The sequence below is a fragment of the Variovorax sp. 770b2 genome (assembly GCF_900115685.1).
Classification (GTDB): domain Bacteria; phylum Pseudomonadota; class Gammaproteobacteria; order Burkholderiales; family Burkholderiaceae_C; genus Variovorax.
On the sequence record NZ_FOXJ01000001.1, the window covers coordinates 2728223 to 2748324 of the forward strand.

General features: G+C 67.5%; 25 protein-coding genes. 13 read left to right on the forward strand and 12 right to left on the reverse strand.

The genetic code is table 11. The features are described 5' to 3' along the window. Positions 1-21: 21 nt before the first annotated feature. The 3 genes from BM133_RS12535 to BM133_RS12545 form a co-directional block, all read right to left on the reverse strand. Positions 22-285 (reverse strand): hypothetical protein, encoded by a 264-nt coding sequence (locus tag BM133_RS12535; RefSeq protein ID WP_093434108.1) that lies wholly within the window; start codon positions 283-285, stop codon positions 22-24. A gap of 94 nt (positions 286-379) precedes the next feature. Beyond that, complete coding sequence (locus BM133_RS12540; RefSeq protein WP_093434109.1) at positions 380-895, reverse strand: hypothetical protein; 516 nt, start codon at positions 893-895, stop codon at positions 380-382. Then, entirely contained in the window at positions 885-2027 is a 1143-nt protein-coding gene (locus BM133_RS12545; RefSeq protein WP_093434111.1) for a JmjC domain-containing protein, read from the reverse strand. The genes BM133_RS12540 and BM133_RS12545 overlap by 11 nt, the downstream gene beginning before the upstream one ends. A 14-nt stretch (positions 2028-2041) precedes the next feature. Between BM133_RS12545 and BM133_RS12550 the strand changes: the two genes are divergently transcribed. After that, a complete protein-coding gene (locus tag BM133_RS12550) occupies positions 2042-2566 on the forward strand; it encodes an FKBP-type peptidyl-prolyl cis-trans isomerase (protein WP_093434112.1) in 525 nt (174 codons plus the stop codon). A 60-nt stretch (positions 2567-2626) separates the two neighbouring features. On the opposite strand, the gene BM133_RS12555 is transcribed toward BM133_RS12550, so the two are convergent. The 4 genes from BM133_RS12555 to coaBC form a co-directional block, all read right to left on the reverse strand. Next, positions 2627-3127 carry an outer membrane lipoprotein gene (locus BM133_RS12555; RefSeq protein ID WP_093434114.1) on the reverse strand — a complete coding sequence of 167 codons (501 nt, stop codon included), beginning with the start codon at positions 3125-3127 and terminating at the stop codon, positions 2627-2629. 188 nt (positions 3128-3315) lie between these two features. Further along, complete coding sequence (gene dut, locus BM133_RS12560) at positions 3316-3762, reverse strand: dUTP diphosphatase (RefSeq protein ID WP_012748537.1); 447 nt, start codon at positions 3760-3762, stop codon at positions 3316-3318. Beyond that, positions 3763-4221 (reverse strand): ABC-2 transporter permease, encoded by a 459-nt coding sequence (locus BM133_RS12565; RefSeq protein WP_093434115.1) that lies wholly within the window; start codon positions 4219-4221, stop codon positions 3763-3765. Further along, entirely contained in the window at positions 4221-5444 is a 1224-nt protein-coding gene (coaBC, locus tag BM133_RS12570; RefSeq protein WP_093434117.1) for a bifunctional phosphopantothenoylcysteine decarboxylase/phosphopantothenate--cysteine ligase CoaBC, read from the reverse strand. The genes BM133_RS12565 and coaBC overlap by 1 nt, the downstream gene beginning before the upstream one ends. A 125-nt stretch (positions 5445-5569) precedes the next feature. Between coaBC and BM133_RS12575 the strand changes: the two genes are divergently transcribed. The 8 genes from BM133_RS12575 to BM133_RS12610 all read left to right on the forward strand — a co-directional run bounded on the left by BM133_RS12575 (position 5570) and on the right by BM133_RS12610 (position 12587). Then, complete coding sequence (locus BM133_RS12575) at positions 5570-7249, forward strand: CTP synthase (protein WP_093434118.1); 1680 nt, start codon at positions 5570-5572, stop codon at positions 7247-7249. Between the two features lie 55 nt (positions 7250-7304). Next, the gene (gene kdsA, locus BM133_RS12580) at positions 7305-8162 is read left to right on the forward strand and encodes a 3-deoxy-8-phosphooctulonate synthase (protein WP_093434120.1); all 858 of its coding nucleotides are present in this window, start codon (positions 7305-7307) and stop codon (positions 8160-8162) included. After that, a complete protein-coding gene (locus tag BM133_RS12585; protein WP_093434122.1) occupies positions 8159-8449 on the forward strand; it encodes a DUF1330 domain-containing protein in 291 nt (96 codons plus the stop codon). Before kdsA ends, BM133_RS12585 begins: the two co-directional genes overlap by 4 nt. Before the next feature lie 27 nt (positions 8450-8476). Continuing rightward, positions 8477-9760, forward strand: coding sequence for a phosphopyruvate hydratase (gene eno / locus BM133_RS12590; RefSeq protein WP_013540608.1), 1284 nt, complete (start codon positions 8477-8479; stop codon positions 9758-9760). A gap of 96 nt (positions 9761-9856) precedes the next feature. Beyond that, positions 9857-10135 carry a cell division protein FtsB gene (ftsB, locus tag BM133_RS12595; RefSeq protein ID WP_093434123.1) on the forward strand — a complete coding sequence of 93 codons (279 nt, stop codon included), beginning with the start codon at positions 9857-9859 and terminating at the stop codon, positions 10133-10135. Between the two features lie 154 nt (positions 10136-10289). Next, entirely contained in the window at positions 10290-10910 is a 621-nt protein-coding gene (gene pnuC / locus BM133_RS12600; RefSeq protein WP_093435293.1) for a nicotinamide riboside transporter PnuC, read from the forward strand. Next, the gene (locus tag BM133_RS12605; protein WP_093435294.1) at positions 10907-11581 is read left to right on the forward strand and encodes an AAA family ATPase; all 675 of its coding nucleotides are present in this window, start codon (positions 10907-10909) and stop codon (positions 11579-11581) included. The genes pnuC and BM133_RS12605 overlap by 4 nt, the downstream gene beginning before the upstream one ends. 31 nt (positions 11582-11612) lie before the next feature. Continuing rightward, positions 11613-12587 carry a hypothetical protein gene (locus BM133_RS12610; protein WP_093434125.1) on the forward strand — a complete coding sequence of 325 codons (975 nt, stop codon included), beginning with the start codon at positions 11613-11615 and terminating at the stop codon, positions 12585-12587. A 15-nt stretch (positions 12588-12602) separates the two neighbouring features. On the opposite strand, the gene BM133_RS12615 is transcribed toward BM133_RS12610, so the two are convergent. Then, complete coding sequence (locus tag BM133_RS12615) at positions 12603-13430, reverse strand: AraC family transcriptional regulator (protein WP_093434127.1); 828 nt, start codon at positions 13428-13430, stop codon at positions 12603-12605. A 142-nt stretch (positions 13431-13572) separates the two neighbouring features. On the opposite strand from BM133_RS12615, the gene BM133_RS12620 reads away from it, so the two are divergent. Continuing rightward, entirely contained in the window at positions 13573-14340 is a 768-nt protein-coding gene (locus BM133_RS12620; RefSeq protein ID WP_093435296.1) for an SDR family oxidoreductase, read from the forward strand. A 25-nt stretch (positions 14341-14365) separates the two neighbouring features. Next, entirely contained in the window at positions 14366-15229 is an 864-nt protein-coding gene (locus BM133_RS12625) for an NAD(P)-dependent oxidoreductase (RefSeq protein ID WP_093434128.1), read from the forward strand. Positions 15230-15264: 35 nt separating this feature from the next. Here BM133_RS12625 and BM133_RS12630 read toward each other — a convergent pair whose 3' ends face one another. Next, complete coding sequence (locus BM133_RS12630; protein WP_093434130.1) at positions 15265-16272, reverse strand: Hsp33 family molecular chaperone HslO; 1008 nt, start codon at positions 16270-16272, stop codon at positions 15265-15267. Positions 16273-16311: 39 nt separating this feature from the next. Continuing rightward, positions 16312-16836 (reverse strand): gamma carbonic anhydrase family protein, encoded by a 525-nt coding sequence (locus BM133_RS12635; protein WP_093434132.1) that lies wholly within the window; start codon positions 16834-16836, stop codon positions 16312-16314. 38 nt (positions 16837-16874) lie between these two features. Between BM133_RS12635 and BM133_RS12640 the strand changes: the two genes are divergently transcribed. Continuing rightward, positions 16875-17693, forward strand: coding sequence for a ferritin-like domain-containing protein (locus BM133_RS12640; protein ID WP_093434133.1), 819 nt, complete (start codon positions 16875-16877; stop codon positions 17691-17693). After that, positions 17690-18379, forward strand: a complete 690-nt coding sequence (locus tag BM133_RS12645; RefSeq protein ID WP_093434135.1) for a pentapeptide repeat-containing protein — start codon at positions 17690-17692, stop codon at positions 18377-18379. Before BM133_RS12640 ends, BM133_RS12645 begins: the two co-directional genes overlap by 4 nt. An 18-nt stretch (positions 18380-18397) precedes the next feature. Here BM133_RS12645 and BM133_RS12650 read toward each other — a convergent pair whose 3' ends face one another. Both BM133_RS12650 and BM133_RS12655 read right to left on the reverse strand, forming a co-directional pair. Then, entirely contained in the window at positions 18398-18877 is a 480-nt protein-coding gene (locus tag BM133_RS12650) for a MaoC family dehydratase (protein WP_093434136.1), read from the reverse strand. Positions 18878-18919: 42 nt separating this feature from the next. Then, a complete protein-coding gene (locus BM133_RS12655; protein ID WP_093434138.1) occupies positions 18920-20053 on the reverse strand; it encodes a thiolase family protein in 1134 nt (377 codons plus the stop codon). Positions 20054-20102 lie beyond the last annotated feature (49 nt).

The following is a 20102-nucleotide window of genomic DNA, read 5'->3' on the forward strand; positions in this document are numbered from 1 at the left end:
CTGCTTTGTGAAGGACCCGGCTTATTGCTTGGGTGCTTCGTTCTTCTTGGCAGCCTCTGTCGCGGCATTCGCAGCGTCCAGCGCCGACGAAGCGCCGGGCGAAGGGCTCGTTGCAGCGGGATCGGCCGAAGGCGCTGGCGCGGCGGCGGGCGGTGCTGCAGGCTCCGTCACGGGAGCGGGCGGAGGCGTCACGACCGCGGGGGCGGCGTCCTCTTTCTTGCCGCAGGCAACGAGTGCGGCAGCGGCGATCAACGAGGCAATCAGAACGGACGACGACTTCTTCATGAGAACTCCTTTGGCAAAGAATGTCTGGAACGAAAAAATTCTAGACCCGCATCTCCGCCTGAATGTGTCTCGCGGCCGCATTCGCGGCATTGGCTTACAAGCCGAGTGTCGATGCCGGAAATGCCGGCCGTCCCAGGCGCCAGCGCTCGTCGATGGCTTCGCGCAGCTCGCGGCGGGCGCGCGGATCGACGCCGCAGACGCCGCGGCTGCGCTCGGGGTCGATGCGGTGCGCGAACCAGTTGGGCGTCCAGATCGCGCTGGGCACCTCGCGCATCTCGGTCTCGGTACCGGCCGCCTTGCCGGTGGCACGGCATTCGATGATGTGGTCCCACATGCGCCGCCACGGCACGAAGCGCGCGTGGCCGCGTTCGATCACGTCGAAGCGCTGTGCCAGCAGCACGAAGCGCCGGCCGCTGGCCGACCAGGCCTCTAGCGCCTCGATGCTGGCGCGTTCGCCCAGGGGCCAGTCGGCGAAATCGGGATCGCTGAAGACGATCTCCTTCCAGCCTTCTCGCGCTGCAGCCGACAGTGCATTGCGCACGATTTCGCCGAACGCTTCGCGGCCGTCGAAGCGGCCTTCGGGCAGCGGCTGGACAGCGTCATCCTGCATGGAGCCAGCCCGCCTCGCACCACTCGCCCAACATTGCCAGCGCCCCTTCGCTGGCCCGGGCCAGTTCGCGCGGACCGAGCGCGCGCTGGTCGGCCAGCTTTCGCATCAGTGTGGCATCGGCACCGCCTGCACGAAAGCTCTCGCCGTTGATGTAGATGTGGCGCGTGTCGTAGAGCATGCGCGTGCGGCGATCGAGCGCCACGTGCTGCATCGCATCGGGCACCTCGCCGCCCTCGTCGAACCAGATGTTGGCCTTGGGCTCGGTCAGCGATTCGCCCAGCGCCCGGTCGATGGCGTCCGGGTCGCGCAGCGCGGCCTGGACGGCCTTGCGCGCGAAATCCTGCAGCGCGGCGGGCATCGCGGCCGGCGCGTCGACCGCAGGCTGGGACGGGTCGCGGTAGCGCGCCAGTTCCGCCGGGCCGGCGCCTTCGAGGTCTTCCGAATAGGCCTGCGCCATGCGGGCCAGCAGATCGGCGCCGAGCTCGCCCACGGCCGACGAGCGCAGGCCGATGGAAAAGGTCATGCAGTCGTCGCCCACCGCGACGCCTTCATGGGCGTACTTCGGGGGCAGGTAGAGCATGTCGCCGGGCTCCAGCACGAAGGTTTCCTCCGGCTCGAAGTTCTCCAGGATCTTGAGCGGCACGCCGGGCTGCAGGCTGAGGTCGCCCTGCTTGCCGATGGACCAGCGGCGGCGGCCCTGGGCCTGCAGCAGGAACACGTCGTAGCTGTCGAAATGCGCGCCTACACCGCCGGTGTCGCTCGCATAGCTGATCATCAGGTCGTCCAGGCGCGCATCGGGCAGGAAGCGGAACTGCCGCAGCAACTCGTGCACGCCCTCGTGGTGCAGGTCGACGCCCTGCACCAGCAGGGTCCAGGCGGGTTGCTTGAGCGGTGGCAGGGCACGCCGCGAGAGGGGGCCGTGCTTGAGCGACCAGCCGGCCTTGCCGTGGCGGATGAGGCGCGATTCCACCTCTTCACGCTCGGCCAGCGCAAACAAGGCGCTTCGGTCGATCGGTGGCACCATGGCGGGAATGGCCTGGCGGACCAGCAGCGGCTTTTTCTGCCAGTACCGCCGCATGAACTGCGCGGCGCTCAGGCCGCCGAGCAACGGCAGCGGTTGTGTAATCTCCATGGGAGAATTCTGCAATGGAAATCTCTGAACAATGCGTGGTCGGCTTGACCTGGACGATGAAAGACACGCTCGGCGACGTGCTGGACGTGCTCGACGAGCCGGTGGAATTCATGGTGGGCGGCGACGATCTCTTCGACGTCATCGAGGCGGCCCTGCAAGGCCATGAGCCTGGCGCCCGGGTGCAACTGCAGGTCGAGCCCGAACAGGGCTTCGGCGACTTCAACGACCAGATGCTCTTTCTCGAGCCTCGGTCGCTGTTTCCCGAGGGCACCGAAGAAGGCATGACCTTCGACGGCTCCGCGCTGCCGAAGGGCGTGAGCGACGCCATCCCGCGGGATGCGCTCTACACGGTCGCCGAAATCTATCCCGACCACCTGGTGCTCGACGGCAACCATCCGCTGGCCGGCATCGCGATACGGCTGGACATCACCGTGCGCTCGGTGCGCGAGGCGACGGAAGAAGAAGTCGGCCGCGGCACGGCGGGAACGGCCTTCTTCAAGGTGCCGCCGATGGCCCCGGGCAACCAGATGCTGCACTGAGGACTGCAGACGAAAAAAGCCGGGCAGTGCCCGGCTTTTTTGTGCCTGCTGGGACGCAGCTCACATGCGCGAAATCTGGCCGTTGTCGATGCGCACGCGGTCGCCGATGCGCAGGTCGCCCGGGCTTTGCACGTCGAAGGCGCGGTAGCCGCCGCGGTCGGTCTGCACCGACACGCGATAGCTTTCATAGGCGCGCGGCCCGTTCTGCTGGGCCTCGATGGTGTTGCCCAGCAGGGCACCGCCCACGATGCCCAGCGCGGTGGCGGCCGCACGGCCCTGGCCGCGCCCGAACTGGTCGCCGACCACGCCGCCGATGAGGCCACCTGCGACTGCACCGCCGCCAGAGGTGCCGGTGCCACCAGTTTCGCTGCGCAGCACCTCGATATTGGCCACGTGGCCGTATTCGACGTAAGCCGCCTCGCGGTACTGGATGGCCTGCGGCGGCGCCTGATAGGGATAGCGCGAGGTCTGGTAGACCGGCATGGGTGCAACACACGCCGTGAGCGTGGCCAGGGCCAGCACGGAGGCGGTGACGGATACGAAGCGCATTGAGATCTTCATGTTGAAAGGCTCCTCGAATAGAACTGCGCGAGAAAAGTGCGCTGCCTGTGAATAACGCCACAGCTTTCGCCGCGATGACGCAAGACACATGCTGAAACTTTCGAGCGCAGCGCCGCGACGGCGGTTCCGTTCTTTACCCCTCGCTTACCTGGCAGTTACTCAGGCTCGCTTCAGCTTTCGGTGCTGAGTCAGTGCTTGCCGGTGGAACCGTAGCCGCCTTCGCCGCGCTGGGACGCCGCAAATTCCGTGACCACCCGGAACTGCGCCTGCACCACGGGCACGATCACCAGTTGCGCGAGCCGCTCCATCGGCTGCAGCACGAAGGGCGTGTCGCTGCGGTTCCAGGCACTGATCTTGAGTTCGCCCTGGTAGTCGCTGTCGATCAGTCCGACAAGGTTGCCCAGCACGATGCCGTGCTTGTGGCCCAGGCCCGAGCGCGGCAGGATCAGCGCCGCATAGGCCGGGTCCGCCAGGTGGATCGCGATGCCGGTGCCCACCAGCTGCCAGCCGTTGGGCTCCAGCGTGATCGGGGCGTCGAGGCAAGCCCGCAGGTCGAGGCCGGCGCTTCCGGGGGTGGCATAGGCGGGCAATTGATCCACCATGCGTGGATCGAGGATACGGACGTCGACTTTCACTTACTTGCTGCCTTGCTTGTGTTGCTGTTGTTCTCTTTGCTTGCGGGCGGCCTCTTCGAGCACCTGCTGCCACTTGGCCACGCCAGGCGTCAGCTTCAAACCCTTGAAAAAAGTCTTGCCGAACCACACGGCCGCGACGCCCCCCGCCACCAGCACGAAGAACGGCACGCCGATCGACCACAGCACCAGGAATACCAGCGCTCCCACGGCGCCCAGCACCTTGAGCACCATCGGGTCGAACGAGCCCGACTCCCGCTTGTGCGCCTCGCCGTTCGGAAGGTCGGCGCGCTGCATCGCGGCCGTGACCGGGCCCTGCTGGCCGGGCGATGGCGTCATGCCGACGTCGAGCCCCGGCTCGCCCGGCTGTGCCGCACGCTTGGGCTGCGCGGCCCGTGCCGCAAGCTGCTCGACATAGCGGGCGAAGTCGCCATTGGGCGGCGTGTTGGATTCGGTATTCATCAGACCCTCCAGTCGGGAAGTCGCGCGGCGATCTCGGTCATCAGCTCACGCGCCAGCGTGAGCTTGGATGCACGGGGAAGCTCGCGCACGCCCTGGGCGTCCACGAGCAGCAATGCGTTGTCGTCCTGCCCGAAGGTCAGCGGTCCGATGTTGCCGACCAGGAGCGGAATGCCCTTGCGTTCGCGCTTGGCCTTGGCGTGCTCGACGAGGTTCTCGCTCTCGGCCGCGAAGCCGACGCAGAACAGCTTCTTCGCCTGCGCCCGTTCGCTCTTGGCGACGGTGAGAAGGATGTCGGCGTTCTCCACGAAGTTCAGCACGGGCGTCTTGCCGCTGCCGTCCTTCTTGATCTTCTGGTCGCTGTGCGTGGCCGGGCGCCAGTCGGCGACGGCGGCTGTTGCTACAAAAATGCTAGCGCTCTGTGCAGCGCGGGTGGTGGCTTCGAGCATGTCCTGAGCGGACAGCACATCGACGCGGGTCACGCCGCGCGGCGTCGGCAGGTGCACCGGGCCGGCCACCAGCGTGACCTCGGCGCCCGCCTCGCGGGCAGCCCGCGCGATGGCAAAACCCATTTTTCCGGACGAATGGTTGGTGATGCCGCGGATCGGATCGAGCGCCTCGAAGGTCGGGCCCGCGGTGACCAGCACCTTCTGCCCCGCCAGCAGCTTGGGCTGGAAGAAGGCGGTGATGTCCTCGAGCAATTGCGCCGGCTCGAGCATGCGCCCGTCGCCGGTTTCCCCGCAGGCCTGCCAGCCGCTGCCCACGCCCAGCACGGTCGCGCCGTCGGCCGACACTTGCATCAGGTTGCGCTGGGTGGCCGGGTGGGCCCACATCTCGCGGTTCATGGCCGGGGCGATCAGGAGCGGAATGCGGTCCATCGGCCGGGCCAGGCACATCAGGCTCAGCAGGTCGTCGGAGCGGCCCTGCACCAGGCGGGCGATGAAGTCGGCGCTGCACGGCGCCAGCACGATCGCATCGGCCTCGCGGCTCAGGTTGATGTGCGGCATGTTGTTGGGCTCGCGGGCGTCCCACTGCGAGGTGTAGACCGTGCGCCCGGAGAGCGCCTGCATCGTCACCGGGGTGATGAACTGCCCGGCCGCCTCGGTCATCACCACCTGGACGGTCGCTCCGGCCTTCACGAACAGCCGACACAACTCGGCCGACTTGTAGCAGGCGATGCCGCCCGTGAGGCCCAGGACAATGTGTTTTCCGGCGAGATCTTGCATGGGCCGTATTGTTGCTCATAGGCCATCGAACAAATGGCAACAAGCCCTCAGCGAAAGGTGTCGCAAAGGGCACACCTATAATCGCAATTTCCCACTGCCCGGATTCACAAACGTCCGGAACTGGCATGACCAAATTTGTCTTCGTCACCGGTGGTGTCGTATCTTCCCTTGGCAAGGGAATCGCCTCCGCCTCGCTCGCCGCGATCCTCGAATCGCGCGGCCTCCAAGTCACCCTCATCAAGCTCGATCCGTACATCAATGTCGACCCCGGCACGATGTCGCCCTTCCAGCATGGCGAGGTGTTCGTCACCGATGACGGCGCAGAAACCGACCTGGACCTCGGCCACTACGAGCGCTTCATCAACACGCGGATGCGCAAGGCCAACAACTTCACGACCGGCCAGATCTACAAGACCGTCCTCGAGAAGGAGCGCCGCGGCGACTACCTGGGCAAGACGGTGCAGGTGATCCCGCACATCACCAACGAGATCCAGGAATACATCAAGCGCGGCGCCGGCATCGGCACGGCGCACGAGGTGGACGTGGCCATCGTCGAGATCGGCGGCACCGTGGGCGACATCGAATCGCTGCCCTTCCTGGAGGCCGTCCGCCAGATGAGCCTGCGCATGGGCCCGAACAACTCGGCTTTCGTGCACCTGTCCTACGTGCCCTGGATCGCCGCCGCCGGCGAGCTCAAGACCAAGCCCACCCAGCACACCGCCAAGGAACTGCGCGCCATCGGCATCCAGGCCGACGCCCTCCTGTGCCGCGCCGACCGCCCAATTCCCGACGACGAGCGCGCCAAGATCTCCCTCTTCTCCAACGTGCCCGAATGGGGCGTCATCTCGATGTGGGACGTGGACACCATCTACAAGGTGCCCCGCATGCTGCACGAGCAGGGCCTGGACGGCCTCATCTGCGACAAGCTGCGCATCAACACCCCGCCGGCCAAGCTGCAGCGCTGGGACGACCTGGTCTACGAAGTCGAGCATCCGCAGCAGGAAGTCTCGATCGCCATGGTCGGCAAGTACGTCGACCTGTCGGACAGCTACAAGTCGCTCAACGAGGCGCTGCGCCACGCCGGCATGAAGAACCATGCGCGCGTGAAGATCGACTACATCGACTCTGAAACCATCTCCGCGCAGGACGTCTCGCGCCTGGCGAAATACGATGCGATCCTGGTGCCCGGCGGCTTCGGCCAGCGCGGCGTGGAGGGCAAGATCTCCGCCGCCCGCTTCGCCCGCGAAGGCAAGGTGCCTTACCTGGGCATCTGCCTGGGCATGCAGGTGGCCACCATCGAATACGCCCGCCACGTGGCGGGCCTGAAGAACGCCAACAGCACCGAGTTCGACCCGGAGACGCCCACCCCCGTGATCGCGCTGATCACCGAGTGGAAGGACGCAGACGGCACCGTGAAGACGCGCGACGCGAAGTCCGACCTGGGCGGCACCATGCGCCTGGGCGCGCAGAGCTCCGACGTCACGCCCGGAACGCTCGCCCACAGCATCTACGGCGACGTGGTCACCGAGCGCCATCGCCACCGCTACGAAGCCAACGTCAACTACCTGGACGAACTGCGCGCAGCCGGTCTCGTGATCTCCGCGCTCACGCAGCGCGAGCACCTGACCGAAATCGTCGAACTGCCGCAGGACGTGCACCCCTGGTTCATGGGCGTGCAGTTCCACCCCGAGTTCAAGTCGACGCCGTGGGGCGGCCACCCGCTCTTCAACGCCTTCATCAAGGCGGCGCTCGAACACAAGGACCAGGGTGCCGGAAGCACCAAGACGCTGAAGGCCGTTGCATGAGCCGCTGGGCCGTTCCCAAGGTGAATGCCGCAGTGCGCAGCACGGAGGCACTCAAGTGAAACTCTGCGGATTCGACGTCGGGCTGGACCAGCCCTTCTTCCTGATCGCCGGCCCCTGCGTGATCGAATCCGAACAGCTGCAGATGGACACCGCCGGCACGCTGAAGGAAATCACCTCGGCGCTGGGCATCCCGTTCATCTTCAAGAGCAGCTTCGACAAGGCCAACCGCTCCTCGGGCACCAGCTTTCGCGGCCCGGGCCGCGACAAGGGCCTTGAAATTCTGGCCAAGGTCAAGCGCGAACTCGGCCTGCCCGTGCTGACCGACGTGCACACCACCGAAGACATCGCCGAGGCCGCCAAGGTGGTCGACGTGCTGCAGACGCCCGCGTTCCTGTGCCGCCAGACCGACTTCATCCATGCCGCGGCGCAGTCGGGCAAGCCGGTCAACATCAAGAAGGGCCAGTTCCTCGCGCCGCACGACATGAAGAACGTGATCGACAAGGCGCGCGCCGCTGCGAAAGAAGCGGGCCTGGACGAAGACAGCTTCATGGCCTGCGAACGCGGCGCCAGCTTCGGCTACAACAACCTCGTCTCGGACATGCGCTCGCTCGCGATCATGCGCGAGACCAAAGCGCCCGTGGTGTTCGACGCCACCCACTCGGTGCAGCTTCCCGGCGGCCAGGGCACGACCTCGGGCGGCCAGCGCGAGATGGTGCCGGTACTCTCGCGCGCGGCCGTCGCCGTGGGCGTGGCCGGCCTCTTCATGGAGACGCACCCCGATCCCGCCAAGGCGCTGAGCGACGGCCCCAACGCCGTGCCGCTCAAGCACATGAAGGCCCTGCTCGAGACGCTCCTGGCGCTCGACCGGGTCACCAAGAAAAACGCTTTCCTCGAGGACATCTTTCAGCAATGAGCAGCGCCTACATCGTCTCCGACATCGCCGTGACCAACCCGGCGCAATACGAGGACTACAAGAAGTGGTCCACCGAAGCCATGAAAGTGCACGGCGCCGAGGTGTGCGTGCGCGGCGGCAAGGTCGAAGTGCTCGAGGGCGACTGGGCGCCGACGCGCGTCGTGATCCTCAAGTTCCCGAGCGTCGAAGCCGCGAAGAAATTCAGTGAATCGCCCGAATACGGCAAGGCGCGCACGGCGCGCCAGGGCGCCGCGATCATGCGCATGATCGTTGTCGAAGGTGTGTGATCCGTTCAATTTGAGAAAGAAGAAAAGATGAGTGCAATCGTTGACATCGTCGGCCGCGAAATTCTCGACAGCCGAGGCAACCCCACCGTCGAGTGCGACGTGCTGCTGGAGTCGGGCACCATGGGCCGCGCGGCCGTGCCCTCGGGCGCATCGACCGGCTCGCGCGAGGCCATCGAGCTGCGCGACGGCGACAAGAGCCGCTATCTCGGCAAGGGCGTGCTCAAGGCGGTGGAGAACATCAACACCGAAATCTCCGAAGCCGTGCTCGGCCTGGATGCCAGCGAACAGGCTTTTCTCGATCGCACGATGATCGACCTGGACGGCACCGACAACAAGGCGCGCCTGGGCGCCAACGCCACCCTGGCCGTCTCGATGGCCGTGGCCCGCGCCGCGGCCGAAGAGTCGGGCCTGCCGCTGTACCGCTACTTCGGCGGCATGGGCGGCATGCAGCTGCCGGTGCCGATGATGAACGTCATCAACGGCGGCGCGCACGCCAACAACAGCCTGGACCTGCAGGAATTCATGATCATCCCCGTGGGCGCCAAGAGCTTCCGCGAGGCTGTGCGCTACGGCGCCGAAGTGTTCCATGCCTTGAAGAAGATCCTGGGCGACCGCGGCATCAGCACGGCGGTCGGCGACGAAGGCGGCTTCGCCCCCAGCGTCGAGAGCCATGAGGCAGCGATCCAGCTGATCCTGGAAGCCATCGACAAGGCCGGCTACACCGCGGGCGAACAGATCGCCCTGGGCCTGGACTGCGCAGCCAGCGAGTTCTACAAGGACGGCAAGTACGTGCTGTCGGGCGAGAACCTCTCGCTCTCGGCCGAGAGCTGGACCGACATGCTCGCCAACTGGGTCGACAAGTACCCGATCATCAGCATCGAAGACGGCATGCACGAAGGCGACTGGGACGGCTGGAAGCACCTGACCGAGCGCCTGGGCAAGCGCGTGCAGCTGGTGGGCGACGACCTGTTCGTCACCAACACCAAGATCCTGCAGGAGGGCATCGACAAGGGCATCGCCAACTCGATCCTGATCAAGATCAACCAGATCGGCACGCTCACCGAGACCTTCGCCGCCATCGAGATGGCCAAGCGCGCGGGCTACACCGCTGTCATCTCGCACCGTTCGGGCGAAACCGAGGACAGCACCATCGCCGACATCGCCGTGGGCACCAACGCCGGCCAGATCAAGACCGGCTCGCTCTCGCGTTCGGACCGCATCGCCAAGTACAACCAGCTGCTGCGCATCGAAGAAGACCTCGGCGACATCGCCAGCTACCCGGGTCGCGGCGCGTTCTACAACCTCAAGTGATGCCAGCCACCCGGCTCGCCAGGCCGCGCACTTCGCCGCTCCTTCTGGAACGGCAGCGCGGCGGCTTCGGCGTGCGGGTGGCGTAGACAGACGCTCATGCGCGCGCGCTTCGTTCCTCCCATCGTCCTGCTGCTCCTGCTGGCCGTCCTTCAGTGGCAGCTGTGGAACGGGCGCGGCAGCGTGCGCGACGTCGCGCAATTGCAGACCAAGCTGACCGACCAGAAGGAATCCAACGCCAAGGCCACGATCACCAACGAGCGCCTCGCCTCGGAGGTCAACGACCTCAAGGACGGCCTCGAGATGGTCGAGGAACGCGCCCGCGCGGAACTGGGCATGGTCAAGCCGAACGAAGTGTTCGTGCAAATCGCGCACTGACCAGGATGATCCCGAGCTTTCGCGACACCTCGGTCAACCGGACTGCGCCCCTTCGAGAAGTACCGCGGAACCGGCTTTGCCGGGCCGCCGGTACTGCCCCCGGAAGGGGGTTGGCGAAGCGACACGAAGTGCGTGCAGCCTGGGGGTGAACCTGATGCCCGAGCTTCTCTCGACCCCCGCCTTTGCGCTCTGGGGCTCTCCCGTCAGCTGGCTCGAACTCGTGGCCGCCATCCTCGCGCTCGCCATGGTCGGCTGCAACATGCGCGAGATCCACTGGGGCTGGCCGCTGGCCATCGCCAGTTCGCTGCTCTACGTCGTGGTCTTTGCCAAGGCGCGCATCTACGGCGATGCGTCGCTGCAGGTGTTCTTCGCCTTCGTCGCGCTGTGGGGCTGGTCGCAGTGGCTGCGCGGCCATCGCAGCGACGGCAGTGCGTTGCACGTCAGCCGGCTCTCGCAGCGCGGCATCACGCTCACCCTCGCGGCCTGCGCCATCGCCTGGCCCGCGGTCGCCCTCTTCCTTCGCCGCTTCACCGACACCGACGTGCCGTGGTGGGACGGTTTCTCCACGGGCCTGAGCCTCGTGGGCCAGTTCCTGCTCGGGCGCAAGTTCATCGAGAACTGGCTCGTCTGGCTGGCCGTGAACGTCGTGAGCGTGGGCCTGTTCATCCACAAGGGGCTGTGGCTCACCGTCGGCCTCTACGCCGTGTTCGCGGTGCTCAGCGTGGCCGGCTACCTGGCATGGCGGCAGCGCCTGCCCGCGGCGGAGCGCGCATGACGCCGATGCTGCCGACCGGCTGCGTCATCGCGGTGCTCGGCGCCGAGAGCACCGGCAAGACCGAGCTCGCGCGCGCCATCGCGCAGCGCCTGCAGGAGCGCGGCGTTCCGACGACGCTGGTGGGCGAGTACCTGCGCGAATGGTGCGATCGCGAAGGCCGCACGCCGCGCCCCGACGAGCAGCAGGCCATCGCCGACGAACAGACGCGCCGCATCGACGCCGCCGCCGCGACGGGCGTGGTGATCGCCGACACCACCGCGCTCATGACCGCGGTCTACAGCGAACAGCTCTTCGACGACCGCTCGCTCTACGCCGACGCCCTCGCGGCCCAGCGGCGCTTTGCCATCACGCTGCTCACCGCGCTGGACATCCCCTGGGTCGGCGACCACCTGCGCGATGGTCCCCACGCCCGCCAGCCGACCGACACGCTCGTGCGCGCCGCACTTTCCGGCGCGGGGGTCTCCTATGCCGTGGTGCACGGCACCGGCGGCGAACGGCTGGCCAACGCCTGGAACGCCATCAATTCGATCGCCGGCAGCGAAGGCCGCGCGCGTGCACGCGGCGGCAGGGCCGACACAAAACCCGCCGCGTGGACATGGCCTTGCGAGAAGTGCTCCGACCCGGAATGCGAACATCGGCTTTTCACAGACCTGATCGGGCGGCGCGAATAAGCACACGCCGCCGTTCTTCCCCGGAGACCTGATGCCCCTGCACCCAGCCCCCCGCACCGCCTCTCTCCCGACCCTCTTCATCGCCGCGCTGCTGTCGGCCGGCCCCGCGCTCGCGGCCCCCGTCGCCGCCACCATCGAGAACGGCACCACCCCCACCGCCTGCGCCGAGGAAGACAACGTCTCCATGGTGCTGCGCGGCGAGGGCATCCGCCACATGCGCATCGAGGCGCTGCAGCCCGACTACCTCCAGAAGATCGGCAACGACGTCACCGCGCCTGATTTTTCAGGCTGCAATTTCGACGGCGGCGCCCACCCCACCGACCCGGCGCACCGCTTCAGGAAGCGAACCGTGGTGCTGCTGGACAACGCCGAGTGGCGCATCGTCGGCATGACGCTGCCGACCTTCTGGCGGCCGCAGCGCGTGCCGGTGCAGGTGGGTGCGCGCAGCGACCGCGGCTTCCACTTGCTGCAGGTGTTCAAGAAGGAGAACGGCAAGGCGCTCGAAGCGATCGTGCTCTACCCCTCCGACGGCTACTGGCGCCTGAAGCCGCTGCCCGAGGCGCGCTTCGGCGACGGGGTGTACGGCTCGTCGTTCCTGCTCGGCCCGGTCGAGCAGGCCGGGCGGCCGGTGGTGAACATCGCGTCGATCCGCGTGGTGCCCAAGCCGCTGGCGATCCACCTGCGCTTCACGAACGGCGGCAGCGCCGTGGCGCGAGTGGACGAGATCAGCCGCAAGCGCACCGCGCTGGACGTGACGCTCTCCAGACCCACTGCGGGCGCGCAACCCTTCGCCGTGCTGCGCTCGATGTACGTCGCGCCCGACAACGCCGACATGAGCGAAGTGCGCTGGCAGGAATCGCCGAATGCCGCATCGCAGGCCAGCACGCTGCCCGAAGTGAAGACCATTAACGCCACCCAGGTGCGCTTCGGCCGCAGCCTCTTCTCCAGGCACAACACGAGCGCCCCCGACATCGAATTCAGCGGCTTCGACGACGAAGCCCGCTAGCCGGAGCCAGCAGAACTACCCCGCGCGCCGCACCTCGCCCGGCGTCACGCCGAGCACGCGGCGCATGCACCGCGCCATGTGGCTCTGGTGCGAGAAGCCGCTCTCCAGCGCCACCAGGCTCGCCGGCATCGCGCTGCGCAGCAGCAGGCCACGCGCGCGGTCCACGCGCCGATGCACCACGTACTCGTGCACCGGCAGGCCGGTGGAGCGCTTGAACTGTGTCTTCAGGTGCGAGGCGCTCAGGCCTGCGATATCCGCCAGCGCCGAGAGCGACAGATCACCGTCCAGGTGTGCCTCGATGTATTCCGTCACACGGCGCAGTTGCAGCCGCGTCAGCCCTTGCACGGGCGCCGCCTCGATCTTCTGCCCGGCGACCAGGTGCACGGCCAGCGCGGTGCCCAGGCTGTCGGTGTACAGCGTGCCGTTCGGAAAACCCGCGCGCCGCTCGGCATCGAGTGCGAGGGCGATGTGCTCGATCTGCGCGTCGCGGAACTGGTGGCGCTCGCCGAGCCGCGCCCGTTCGGCCGGCAGGCCCATCTCGTCGGCGGTGCGCTGCAGCAGCGAGGGCGCCATGCGCACGACGATCGAGGTACTGGGCGCTTCCTCGTGCCAGACGTCGGTCGCGCCGGCCGGCAGGATGTCCAGGTCGCCGCGCGTGTAGAGGAACTTGTGCAGCCGGCAGGCGCCCGGCACCGGCGCGCCCGCGTGCAGCTTGATGCGGTGATCGGGCAATGCCTCGTAGCCGACCACGCCGGCCGGGGTCTGGCGCATGTCCACGCGCAGGCCGGAGGGCGCGGGCATCACGAAGCTGTCGGCCGTCAGTGCCAGGTCGGTGTCGCTCATCCTGAAGATTATCTGCCGCGACCGCGCCGCATGTCATCGTCCGTTTGTGCTCGGGCGCGGCCGAACGTGCGCGACCGTTCGCGCGGCAATCCCGATCATTCGCAGCCATGAACTCCACTCGTTTCAAGGCATGCGAACCATCATGAACAAACCCTACGCGGGCAAGAAGGCCGTCATCACCGGCGGCACCATCGGCATGGGCCTGGCCACGGCGCAGGCGCTGCTCGAAGGCGGCGCCCAGGTGCTGGTGACCGGGCGCAATCCCGAGAACCTCGAAGCGGCGCGCCGCACGCTCGGTCAGGGCGCGCATGTGCTGGCGTCCGACACGGCCTCGCTCGCCGACATCGACGCCCTCGCCGCCACGGCACGCGAGCGCTTCGGCCACATCGACCTGCTGCACATCAACGCGGGCATCGCGACGCTGGAGCCCTTCGCGCAGGTGACCGAAGCAGGCTACGACCGCGCCTTCGCGATCAACACCAAGGGCCCGTTCTTCACCGTGCAGCGCCTTGCGCCGCTGATGCCGCAGGGCAGCGCGATCGTCTTCACCTCGTCCATCGCCGACGAGGGAGGCATGCACGGCATGAGCGTCTACAGCGGCACGAAGGCCGCCCTGCGCTCGTTCGCCTCGGGCTTCGCGGCCGAGCTGGTGACGCGCGGCGTCCGCGTCAACGTGGTGAGCCCCGGCTTCATCGACACGCCCACGCTCGGCATCGCCGATGCGACGGCCCAGGAGCGCGCGGAGTTCATTCGCATCGGCGACCAGATCACGCCGATGCGGCGCCACGGCACGGCCGCCGAGGTGGCGCGCGCGGTGCTCTTCTTCGCGTTCGAGGCGACCTTCACGACAGGCGCGCGGCTCACGGTCGACGGCGGACTGGGGCAGAACCTCACGCCGGCCGCGGGCTGAAACCCACACCCAAGGAACACACGACATGACCGACGTTTCCCTCATCGGCCTCGGCCCCATGGGCATTGCACTCGCGCGTGCCCTTCAATCGAAATTCACGCTGACGGTGTGGAACCGCACCGCCGAACGCGCGAAGCCCGTGCTGAACCAGGGCACGGTGCTCGCAGCCGACGCGCTCGCCGCGGTCCAGGCCAGCCCCGTCGTGCTGGTCTGCGTGGCCGACTACACGGCCTGGCGCGCGATTCTCGCCACGCCCGGCGTGGCCGACGCACTGCGCGGCAAGGTGCTGGTGCAACTGAGCACCGGCACCCCGCAGGACGCGCGCGACGACTGGGCCGCCTTGAGCGGCGTGGCCTGTCTCGATGGCGCCCTGCTCGCCACCCCCGGCCAGATCGGCCGGCCCGACACGCCCCTTTTCATCTCCGGCGAAGAACGCGCCCTTGCCGCCTGCCGGCCAGTGCTCCAAGCCATCGCCGGGAACATCCAGTACATGGGCGAGCCCATCGGCAACGCGGCCGCCTGGGACCTGGCCACGCTCTCGTGCATGTTCGGCGCGATGAGCGGGTTCTTCCACGGCGTGCGCATCTGCGAATCCGAAGGGCTGCAGGTGGACGCGTTCTCCCGGATGATCGGCGCGATTTCGCCGGTGCTCGGCGAAATGATCGACGCCGAGGGCCAGGCCATCCACGCGAACCGGTACGGCGAGCCCGAGAGCTCGATGGCCACCTGCGCGGGCTCGGGCCGGCTCTTCGTGAAGCAGGCACGCGAGGCCGGGCTCGATGCGAGCTTTCCGGATTTCCTGATGGGGTTGTTCGACCGATCGCTGGGCGCAGGCTTCGCGAACGAACGCCTGGCCGCGATGGTGAAAGTGATGCGCCAGGCCGCCTGAACGGGGCGGGCCGGCGCGGCAGGCCTTGCTGGACCTTATTGGACGATCGGGCTGCCCGGAATCTGGTCCGTCGGCGGCCTGAAGATCTGCGCCGCATCGATCGCGTCGAAGCGGTACTGCTTGCCGCAGAAGTCGCAGCCCACCTCGATGTCGCCGCGCTCGGCGAGGATCTCCTCGGCTTCTTCGACGCCGAGCCCGCGGATCATCTGCGCCACGCGCTCGCGGCCGCAGGTGCACGCGAAATGCGGACCGAGCGGGCCGGCCTGCGGCTCGAAGCGCAGCAGCTTCTCTTCCCAGAACAGGCGGCGAAGAATGGTCTCGATGTCCAGCGTGAGCAGTTCGTCGCGCTTGAGGCTCGAGGCCAGGATCGAGATGCGGTTGTAGTCCTCGTTCAGGCCGATCTGGTCTTCGTTGGCCTGGTCGCGGTCCTTGTCGGAAGTACCGGACGTGCCTTCGAGGTTGCCCTCGCCCTTCACCGGCAGGCGCTGGATCAGCAGGCCCGCCGCGACCTTGTCGTCGGCCGCGAGCACCAGCGTGGTGTCCAGCTGTTCGCTCTGCAGCATGTAGTGCTCCAGCACGTCGCTCAACTTGCCCAGCTTCTCGCCTTCGTCGCCGAAGAGCGGCACGACGCCCTGGTACGGCGTGGCGCCCGGGAGCTTGTCCTTCGGGTCGAGCGTGATCGCGCAGCGGCCCTTGTTGCTCACGTTGACCATGTCCGGCAGGCGCGCATCGGCCGGCAGGTCGCCGATCACCTTGGCGGTGGCGCGCAGGCTCAGGTCGGGCTTGGCCTCGGCCACGGCCACCTTGACGGGACCGTCGCCGAAGATCTGCAGGATCAGCGCGCCGTTGAACTTGATGTTCGACTGCATCAGCGTGGCCGCGGCCGTCATCTCGCCCAGCAGCTCGGCCACGGGCGTTGGATACGGGCCGGTCGCGGTGTTGGAGGCGCGCCGCGCAAGGATCTCCTGCCACGCATCTGTCAGGCGCACGATCATGCCGCGCACCGGCAGGCCATCGAACAGGAATTTGTGCAACTCGCTCAAAACGGATTCTTCTTTCTGTCTGTTGGGCCTGCGCGGGAGTCAGGCGATTTTCTTGAGGCCCTTCGCGTAGCGAATGGCGTTTTCGACGTAATGCTCGGAGCCGTGACGCAGCCGGGCAGCGTCTTCGTCGCTGATCGTGCGCATCACCTTGGCGGGCGAGCCGAAGATGAGGGAGTTGTCGGGAAACTCCTTGCCCTCGGTCACCACGCTGCCGGCGCCAACGATCGAATTGCGGCCGATCTTCGCGTTATTCAAGACCACCGCCTGGATGCCGATGAGCGAGTTGTCGCCGATGGTGCAGCCGTGCAGCATGACCTGGTGGCCGATGGTGACGTTCTCGCCCACGGTGAGCGGGCTGCCGGGGTCCGAATGCAGCATCGACATGTCCTGCACGTTGCTGTTGCGGCCGATGGTCATCGTCTCGTTGTCCCCGCGCAGCACGGCGCCGAACCAGATGCTTGCGTTCTCGCCCAGCTTCACATTGCCGATCACCTCCGCGCTGTCGGCGACCCAGGCGCCGGCGCCAAGTTGCGGCGCAACGCCGTCGAGTTCGTAGAGGGCCATCGCAAGAGTCTCCGGGGGCAAAAACTAGAATTGTAGGGATGCACCCCCGATTGAGCGCGCTGGCCGCGCTGCGACTGACCGATCCTGAACAAAAAGTGGCGGCAACGCACGCCACCGCGTTACTGGCCGCTACCGATTCCATAGCAACCGACCCCATCCGCACCGAGGGCGACGACCTGGGCGTGCCCGGCCGCCCCGAGCGGCCGGTGCGCGTGTCCGCCACCGCGGTGCAGAAGCGCTCGCCCTTCACGCCCGAAGGCCGCGCCTCGCTCATCCATTCGATCTGCCACATCGAGTTCAACGCGATCAACCTCGCGCTCGATGCGGCCTGGCGCTACGACGGCATGCCCGAGGCCTACTACCGCGACTGGCTGCGCGTGGCCGACGAGGAGGCGCTGCACTTCACGCTGCTGCATGCGCACCTGCAGGGCATGGGCTACCGTTACGGCGATTTCCCCGGCCACGACGGCCTGTGGAACATGTGCGAGAAAACCAAGGACGACGTGCTCGCCCGCATGGCGCTGGTGCCTCGCACGCTGGAGGCGCGCGGCCTGGACGCCACGCCGCTGATCCAGGCCAAGCTCAGGCGCGTCAACACGCCCGATGCGCTGCGCGCGGTGGAGATCCTGGACATCATCCTGCGTGACGAGGTGGGCCATGTCGCCATCGGCAACCACTGGTACCGCTGGCTCTGCGAGCGCGCGGGGCTCGATGCCGAAGCCAACTACCCGGCGCTCGTGGCGCGCTACGACGCACCGCGGATCAGGCCGCCATTCAATCTCGAAGCCCGCGAACGCGCCGGCTTCACCGCCGAAGAGCTGCGCATGCTGGCAGCCGGCTCCGACACATCGACATGACCCCCACCGCCTCCGTCATTTCCGACCAGACCTGGTCGCGCGCCGACCTGCTCGCCTGCCTGCAAGGCCGCGACACGCCCCCGCATTTCGAGCGCTGCAACTTCGACGAAGCAGACCTTTCCCGGCTCGACCTGCGCGGCGCGCAATTCACGCTGTGCCAGTTCGCCGAAGCATCGTTCGAGCGGGCGCTGCTGTCGGAAACCCGCTGGGCCGGATGCCGCGCACGCCAGGCCGACTTCGGCCTCGCGGACCTCACGAATGCGCGCTTCCAGGACTGCGATCTCAACAACACGCAGTGGACGCGCGCCAAGCTGGCTTCGGCGCTGTTCACCGGTGTGAAGCTCACGGGCGCGCATTTCGCCGAGGTTTCTGCATTGGGCATCGTCTTCAAGGACTCGCTGCTGATCGATGCGCACCTGCGCAGCCTGTCGTTCCGGAAGCACACGCTCGCGCAGCTCGATTTCTCCGAAGCCGACCTCTCGGGCTGCGATTTTCGCGAGGCCGTGTTCGAGGGCGGGAGCCTGCGCAACGCGCACCTGAAGCTCGCGCGCTTCGAAGGGGCCGACCTGCGCGATGTCGACCTGGGCGGCCTGCGCCTGGCGAACGCCGCGCAGTTCAAGGGCGCGACCATCTCGCACCGGCAAGCCGCGTCGCTGGTCGAAGAGCTGGGCCTGCGCGTGGTCTGAGGTCCTGGCCCTTGGGGGTCAGCCCGGCGCAGGCCGGCTGTGCACCACCAGCTTCGGCGTGAAGTACTGGAGCACCTCGCCGCGCTGGTTGCGCGTCTGGCAGCGCATGGTCACCATCGCGCGGCCGGGCTTGGAGCGCGAGGGCGTGATGTCGAGCACCTCGCTCACGACGTGCAGCACGTCGCCGGGCCGCGTCGGCTTGGGCCACTGCAGCTCGCCGCCCGAGCCGATGATGCCGTCGGCCAGCGGCACGCCGCTTTCCACCAGCAGCTTCATCGTGAGCGCCGCCGTGTGCCAGCCGCTCGCCGCGAGCCCGCCGAAGAAGGTGTGCTTGGCCGCCTCTTCGTCGGTGTGGAAGGGCTGCGGATCGAACTGCAGCGCGAAGGCCTTGATCTGCGCCACGTCCAGCGTGTGCTCGCCGCTCTGGAAGCGGTCGCCGACCGACAGGTCTTCCAGGTACAGCGCGCGCTTCGCGCCGGTGTCAGTGGGTGCGTCCATGAGGTCTCCTTGTCGTGCGTTCGCGCATTCTCGAACTTTTCGTCAGACGCGCTCCAGGATGGTCGCGATACCCTGTCCGCCGCCGATGCACTGCGTGGCCAGCGCATAACGGCCCTTTTCGCGTACCAGCAGCGACGCTGCCTTGCCCGTGATGCGCGCACCGGTCGCCCCCAGCGGATGGCCGATGGACAGGCCACCGCCATCGAGGTTGATCTTCGCCGGATCGAGGCCCAGATCGCGAATGCAAGCGAGCGCCTGCGACGAGAAGGCCTCGTTGATCTCGATCACGTCGAGGTCCGCCGCGGTCAGCCCCGCGCGTGCCAGTGCCTTGCGCGTTGCGGGGATCGGGCCGATGCCCATGATGGCCGGGTCCACGCCCACGGTCGCGAACGACTTGATGCGCGCGAGCATCTGCAGGCCGTGCTTCGCGGCGAAGGCGTCGCTGGTCACGAGCACGACGGCCGCGCCGTCGGTGAGCGGCGACGAGGTGCCGGCCGTCACCACGCCGTCGGGGCGGAACGCGGGCTTGAGATTCGCCAGCGCTTCGGCCGAGGTCGCAGGGCGGATGCAGCCGTCCGCATCGACCACGTCGCCCGAGGCCAGGCGCACCGGCACGATCTCGCCCGCGAGGCGCCCTTCGGCACGCGCGGCGGCAGCCTTGCGGTGCGATTCGACCGCGAAGGCCTCCTGGTCGGCGCGGCTCACGTTCCAGCGCTGCGCGACGTTCTCGGCGGTCTCGCCCATCGAGATGTATGCATCGGTGTTGGCCAGCAGCTCGGGGCTGGGCGAGAAGTTGAAGCCGCCCTGCGGCACCATCGTCATCGACTCCACGCCAACGCACAGGAAGGTCTCGCCCATGCCCGCCTCGATCTGCGCCGCGGCGATGTGCACGGCCTGCATCGACGAGCCGCAGAAGCGGTTCACCGTCATGCCGCCCACTTCGTGCGGCAGGCCGGCCAGCAGGCCGACGATGCGCGCGACGTTGTTGCCCTGCGAAGCCTCGGGGTAGGCGCAGCCCAGGATGATGTCTTCGAGCAGCGCGGGGTCCAGGTCGGTGCGCTGCAGCAGGCCCTTCACCACGCCGGCGGCCAGCGTGTCGGGGCGCACCTCGGCGAGCGCACCCTTCCTGGCGAAGTGGAACGGCGAGCGGGCGTAGGCGGAAATGACGGCTTTCATGAAGATGCTCCTTGAGGCAAAACCTACCATCCAATCGGTAGTCTATCGG

Bases quoted from the DNA above. Each gene is read 5' to 3' on its own strand.
- BM133_RS12535 (WP_093434108.1), bottom strand. From the start codon at position 285: ATGAAGAAGTCGTCGTCCGTTCTGATTGCCTCGTTGATCGCCGCTGCC.
- BM133_RS12540 (WP_093434109.1), bottom strand. From the start codon at position 895: ATGCAGGATGACGCTGTCCAGCCGCTGCCCGAAGGCCGCTTCGACGGC.
- BM133_RS12545 (WP_093434111.1), bottom strand. From the start codon at position 2,027: ATGGAGATTACACAACCGCTGCCGTTGCTCGGCGGCCTGAGCGCCGCG.
- BM133_RS12550 (WP_093434112.1), top strand. From the start codon at position 2,042: ATGGAAATCTCTGAACAATGCGTGGTCGGCTTGACCTGGACGATGAAA.
- BM133_RS12555 (WP_093434114.1), bottom strand. From the start codon at position 3,127: ATGAAGATCTCAATGCGCTTCGTATCCGTCACCGCCTCCGTGCTGGCC.
- BM133_RS12565 (WP_093434115.1), bottom strand. From the start codon at position 4,221: ATGAATACCGAATCCAACACGCCGCCCAATGGCGACTTCGCCCGCTAT.
- coaBC (WP_093434117.1), bottom strand. From the start codon at position 5,444: ATGCAAGATCTCGCCGGAAAACACATTGTCCTGGGCCTCACGGGCGGC.
- BM133_RS12575 (WP_093434118.1), top strand. From the start codon at position 5,570: ATGACCAAATTTGTCTTCGTCACCGGTGGTGTCGTATCTTCCCTTGGC.
- BM133_RS12585 (WP_093434122.1), top strand. From the start codon at position 8,159: ATGAGCAGCGCCTACATCGTCTCCGACATCGCCGTGACCAACCCGGCG.
- eno (WP_013540608.1), top strand. From the start codon at position 8,477: ATGAGTGCAATCGTTGACATCGTCGGCCGCGAAATTCTCGACAGCCGA.
- ftsB (WP_093434123.1), top strand. From the start codon at position 9,857: ATGCGCGCGCGCTTCGTTCCTCCCATCGTCCTGCTGCTCCTGCTGGCC.
- pnuC (WP_093435293.1), top strand. From the start codon at position 10,290: ATGCCCGAGCTTCTCTCGACCCCCGCCTTTGCGCTCTGGGGCTCTCCC.
- BM133_RS12605 (WP_093435294.1), top strand. From the start codon at position 10,907: ATGACGCCGATGCTGCCGACCGGCTGCGTCATCGCGGTGCTCGGCGCC.
- BM133_RS12610 (WP_093434125.1), top strand. From the start codon at position 11,613: ATGCCCCTGCACCCAGCCCCCCGCACCGCCTCTCTCCCGACCCTCTTC.
- BM133_RS12615 (WP_093434127.1), bottom strand. From the start codon at position 13,430: ATGAGCGACACCGACCTGGCACTGACGGCCGACAGCTTCGTGATGCCC.
- BM133_RS12620 (WP_093435296.1), top strand. From the start codon at position 13,573: ATGAACAAACCCTACGCGGGCAAGAAGGCCGTCATCACCGGCGGCACC.
- BM133_RS12625 (WP_093434128.1), top strand. From the start codon at position 14,366: ATGACCGACGTTTCCCTCATCGGCCTCGGCCCCATGGGCATTGCACTC.
- BM133_RS12635 (WP_093434132.1), bottom strand. From the start codon at position 16,836: ATGGCCCTCTACGAACTCGACGGCGTTGCGCCGCAACTTGGCGCCGGC.
- BM133_RS12640 (WP_093434133.1), top strand. From the start codon at position 16,875: ATGCACCCCCGATTGAGCGCGCTGGCCGCGCTGCGACTGACCGATCCT.
- BM133_RS12645 (WP_093434135.1), top strand. From the start codon at position 17,690: ATGACCCCCACCGCCTCCGTCATTTCCGACCAGACCTGGTCGCGCGCC.
- BM133_RS12650 (WP_093434136.1), bottom strand. From the start codon at position 18,877: ATGGACGCACCCACTGACACCGGCGCGAAGCGCGCGCTGTACCTGGAA.
- BM133_RS12655 (WP_093434138.1), bottom strand. From the start codon at position 20,053: ATGAAAGCCGTCATTTCCGCCTACGCCCGCTCGCCGTTCCACTTCGCC.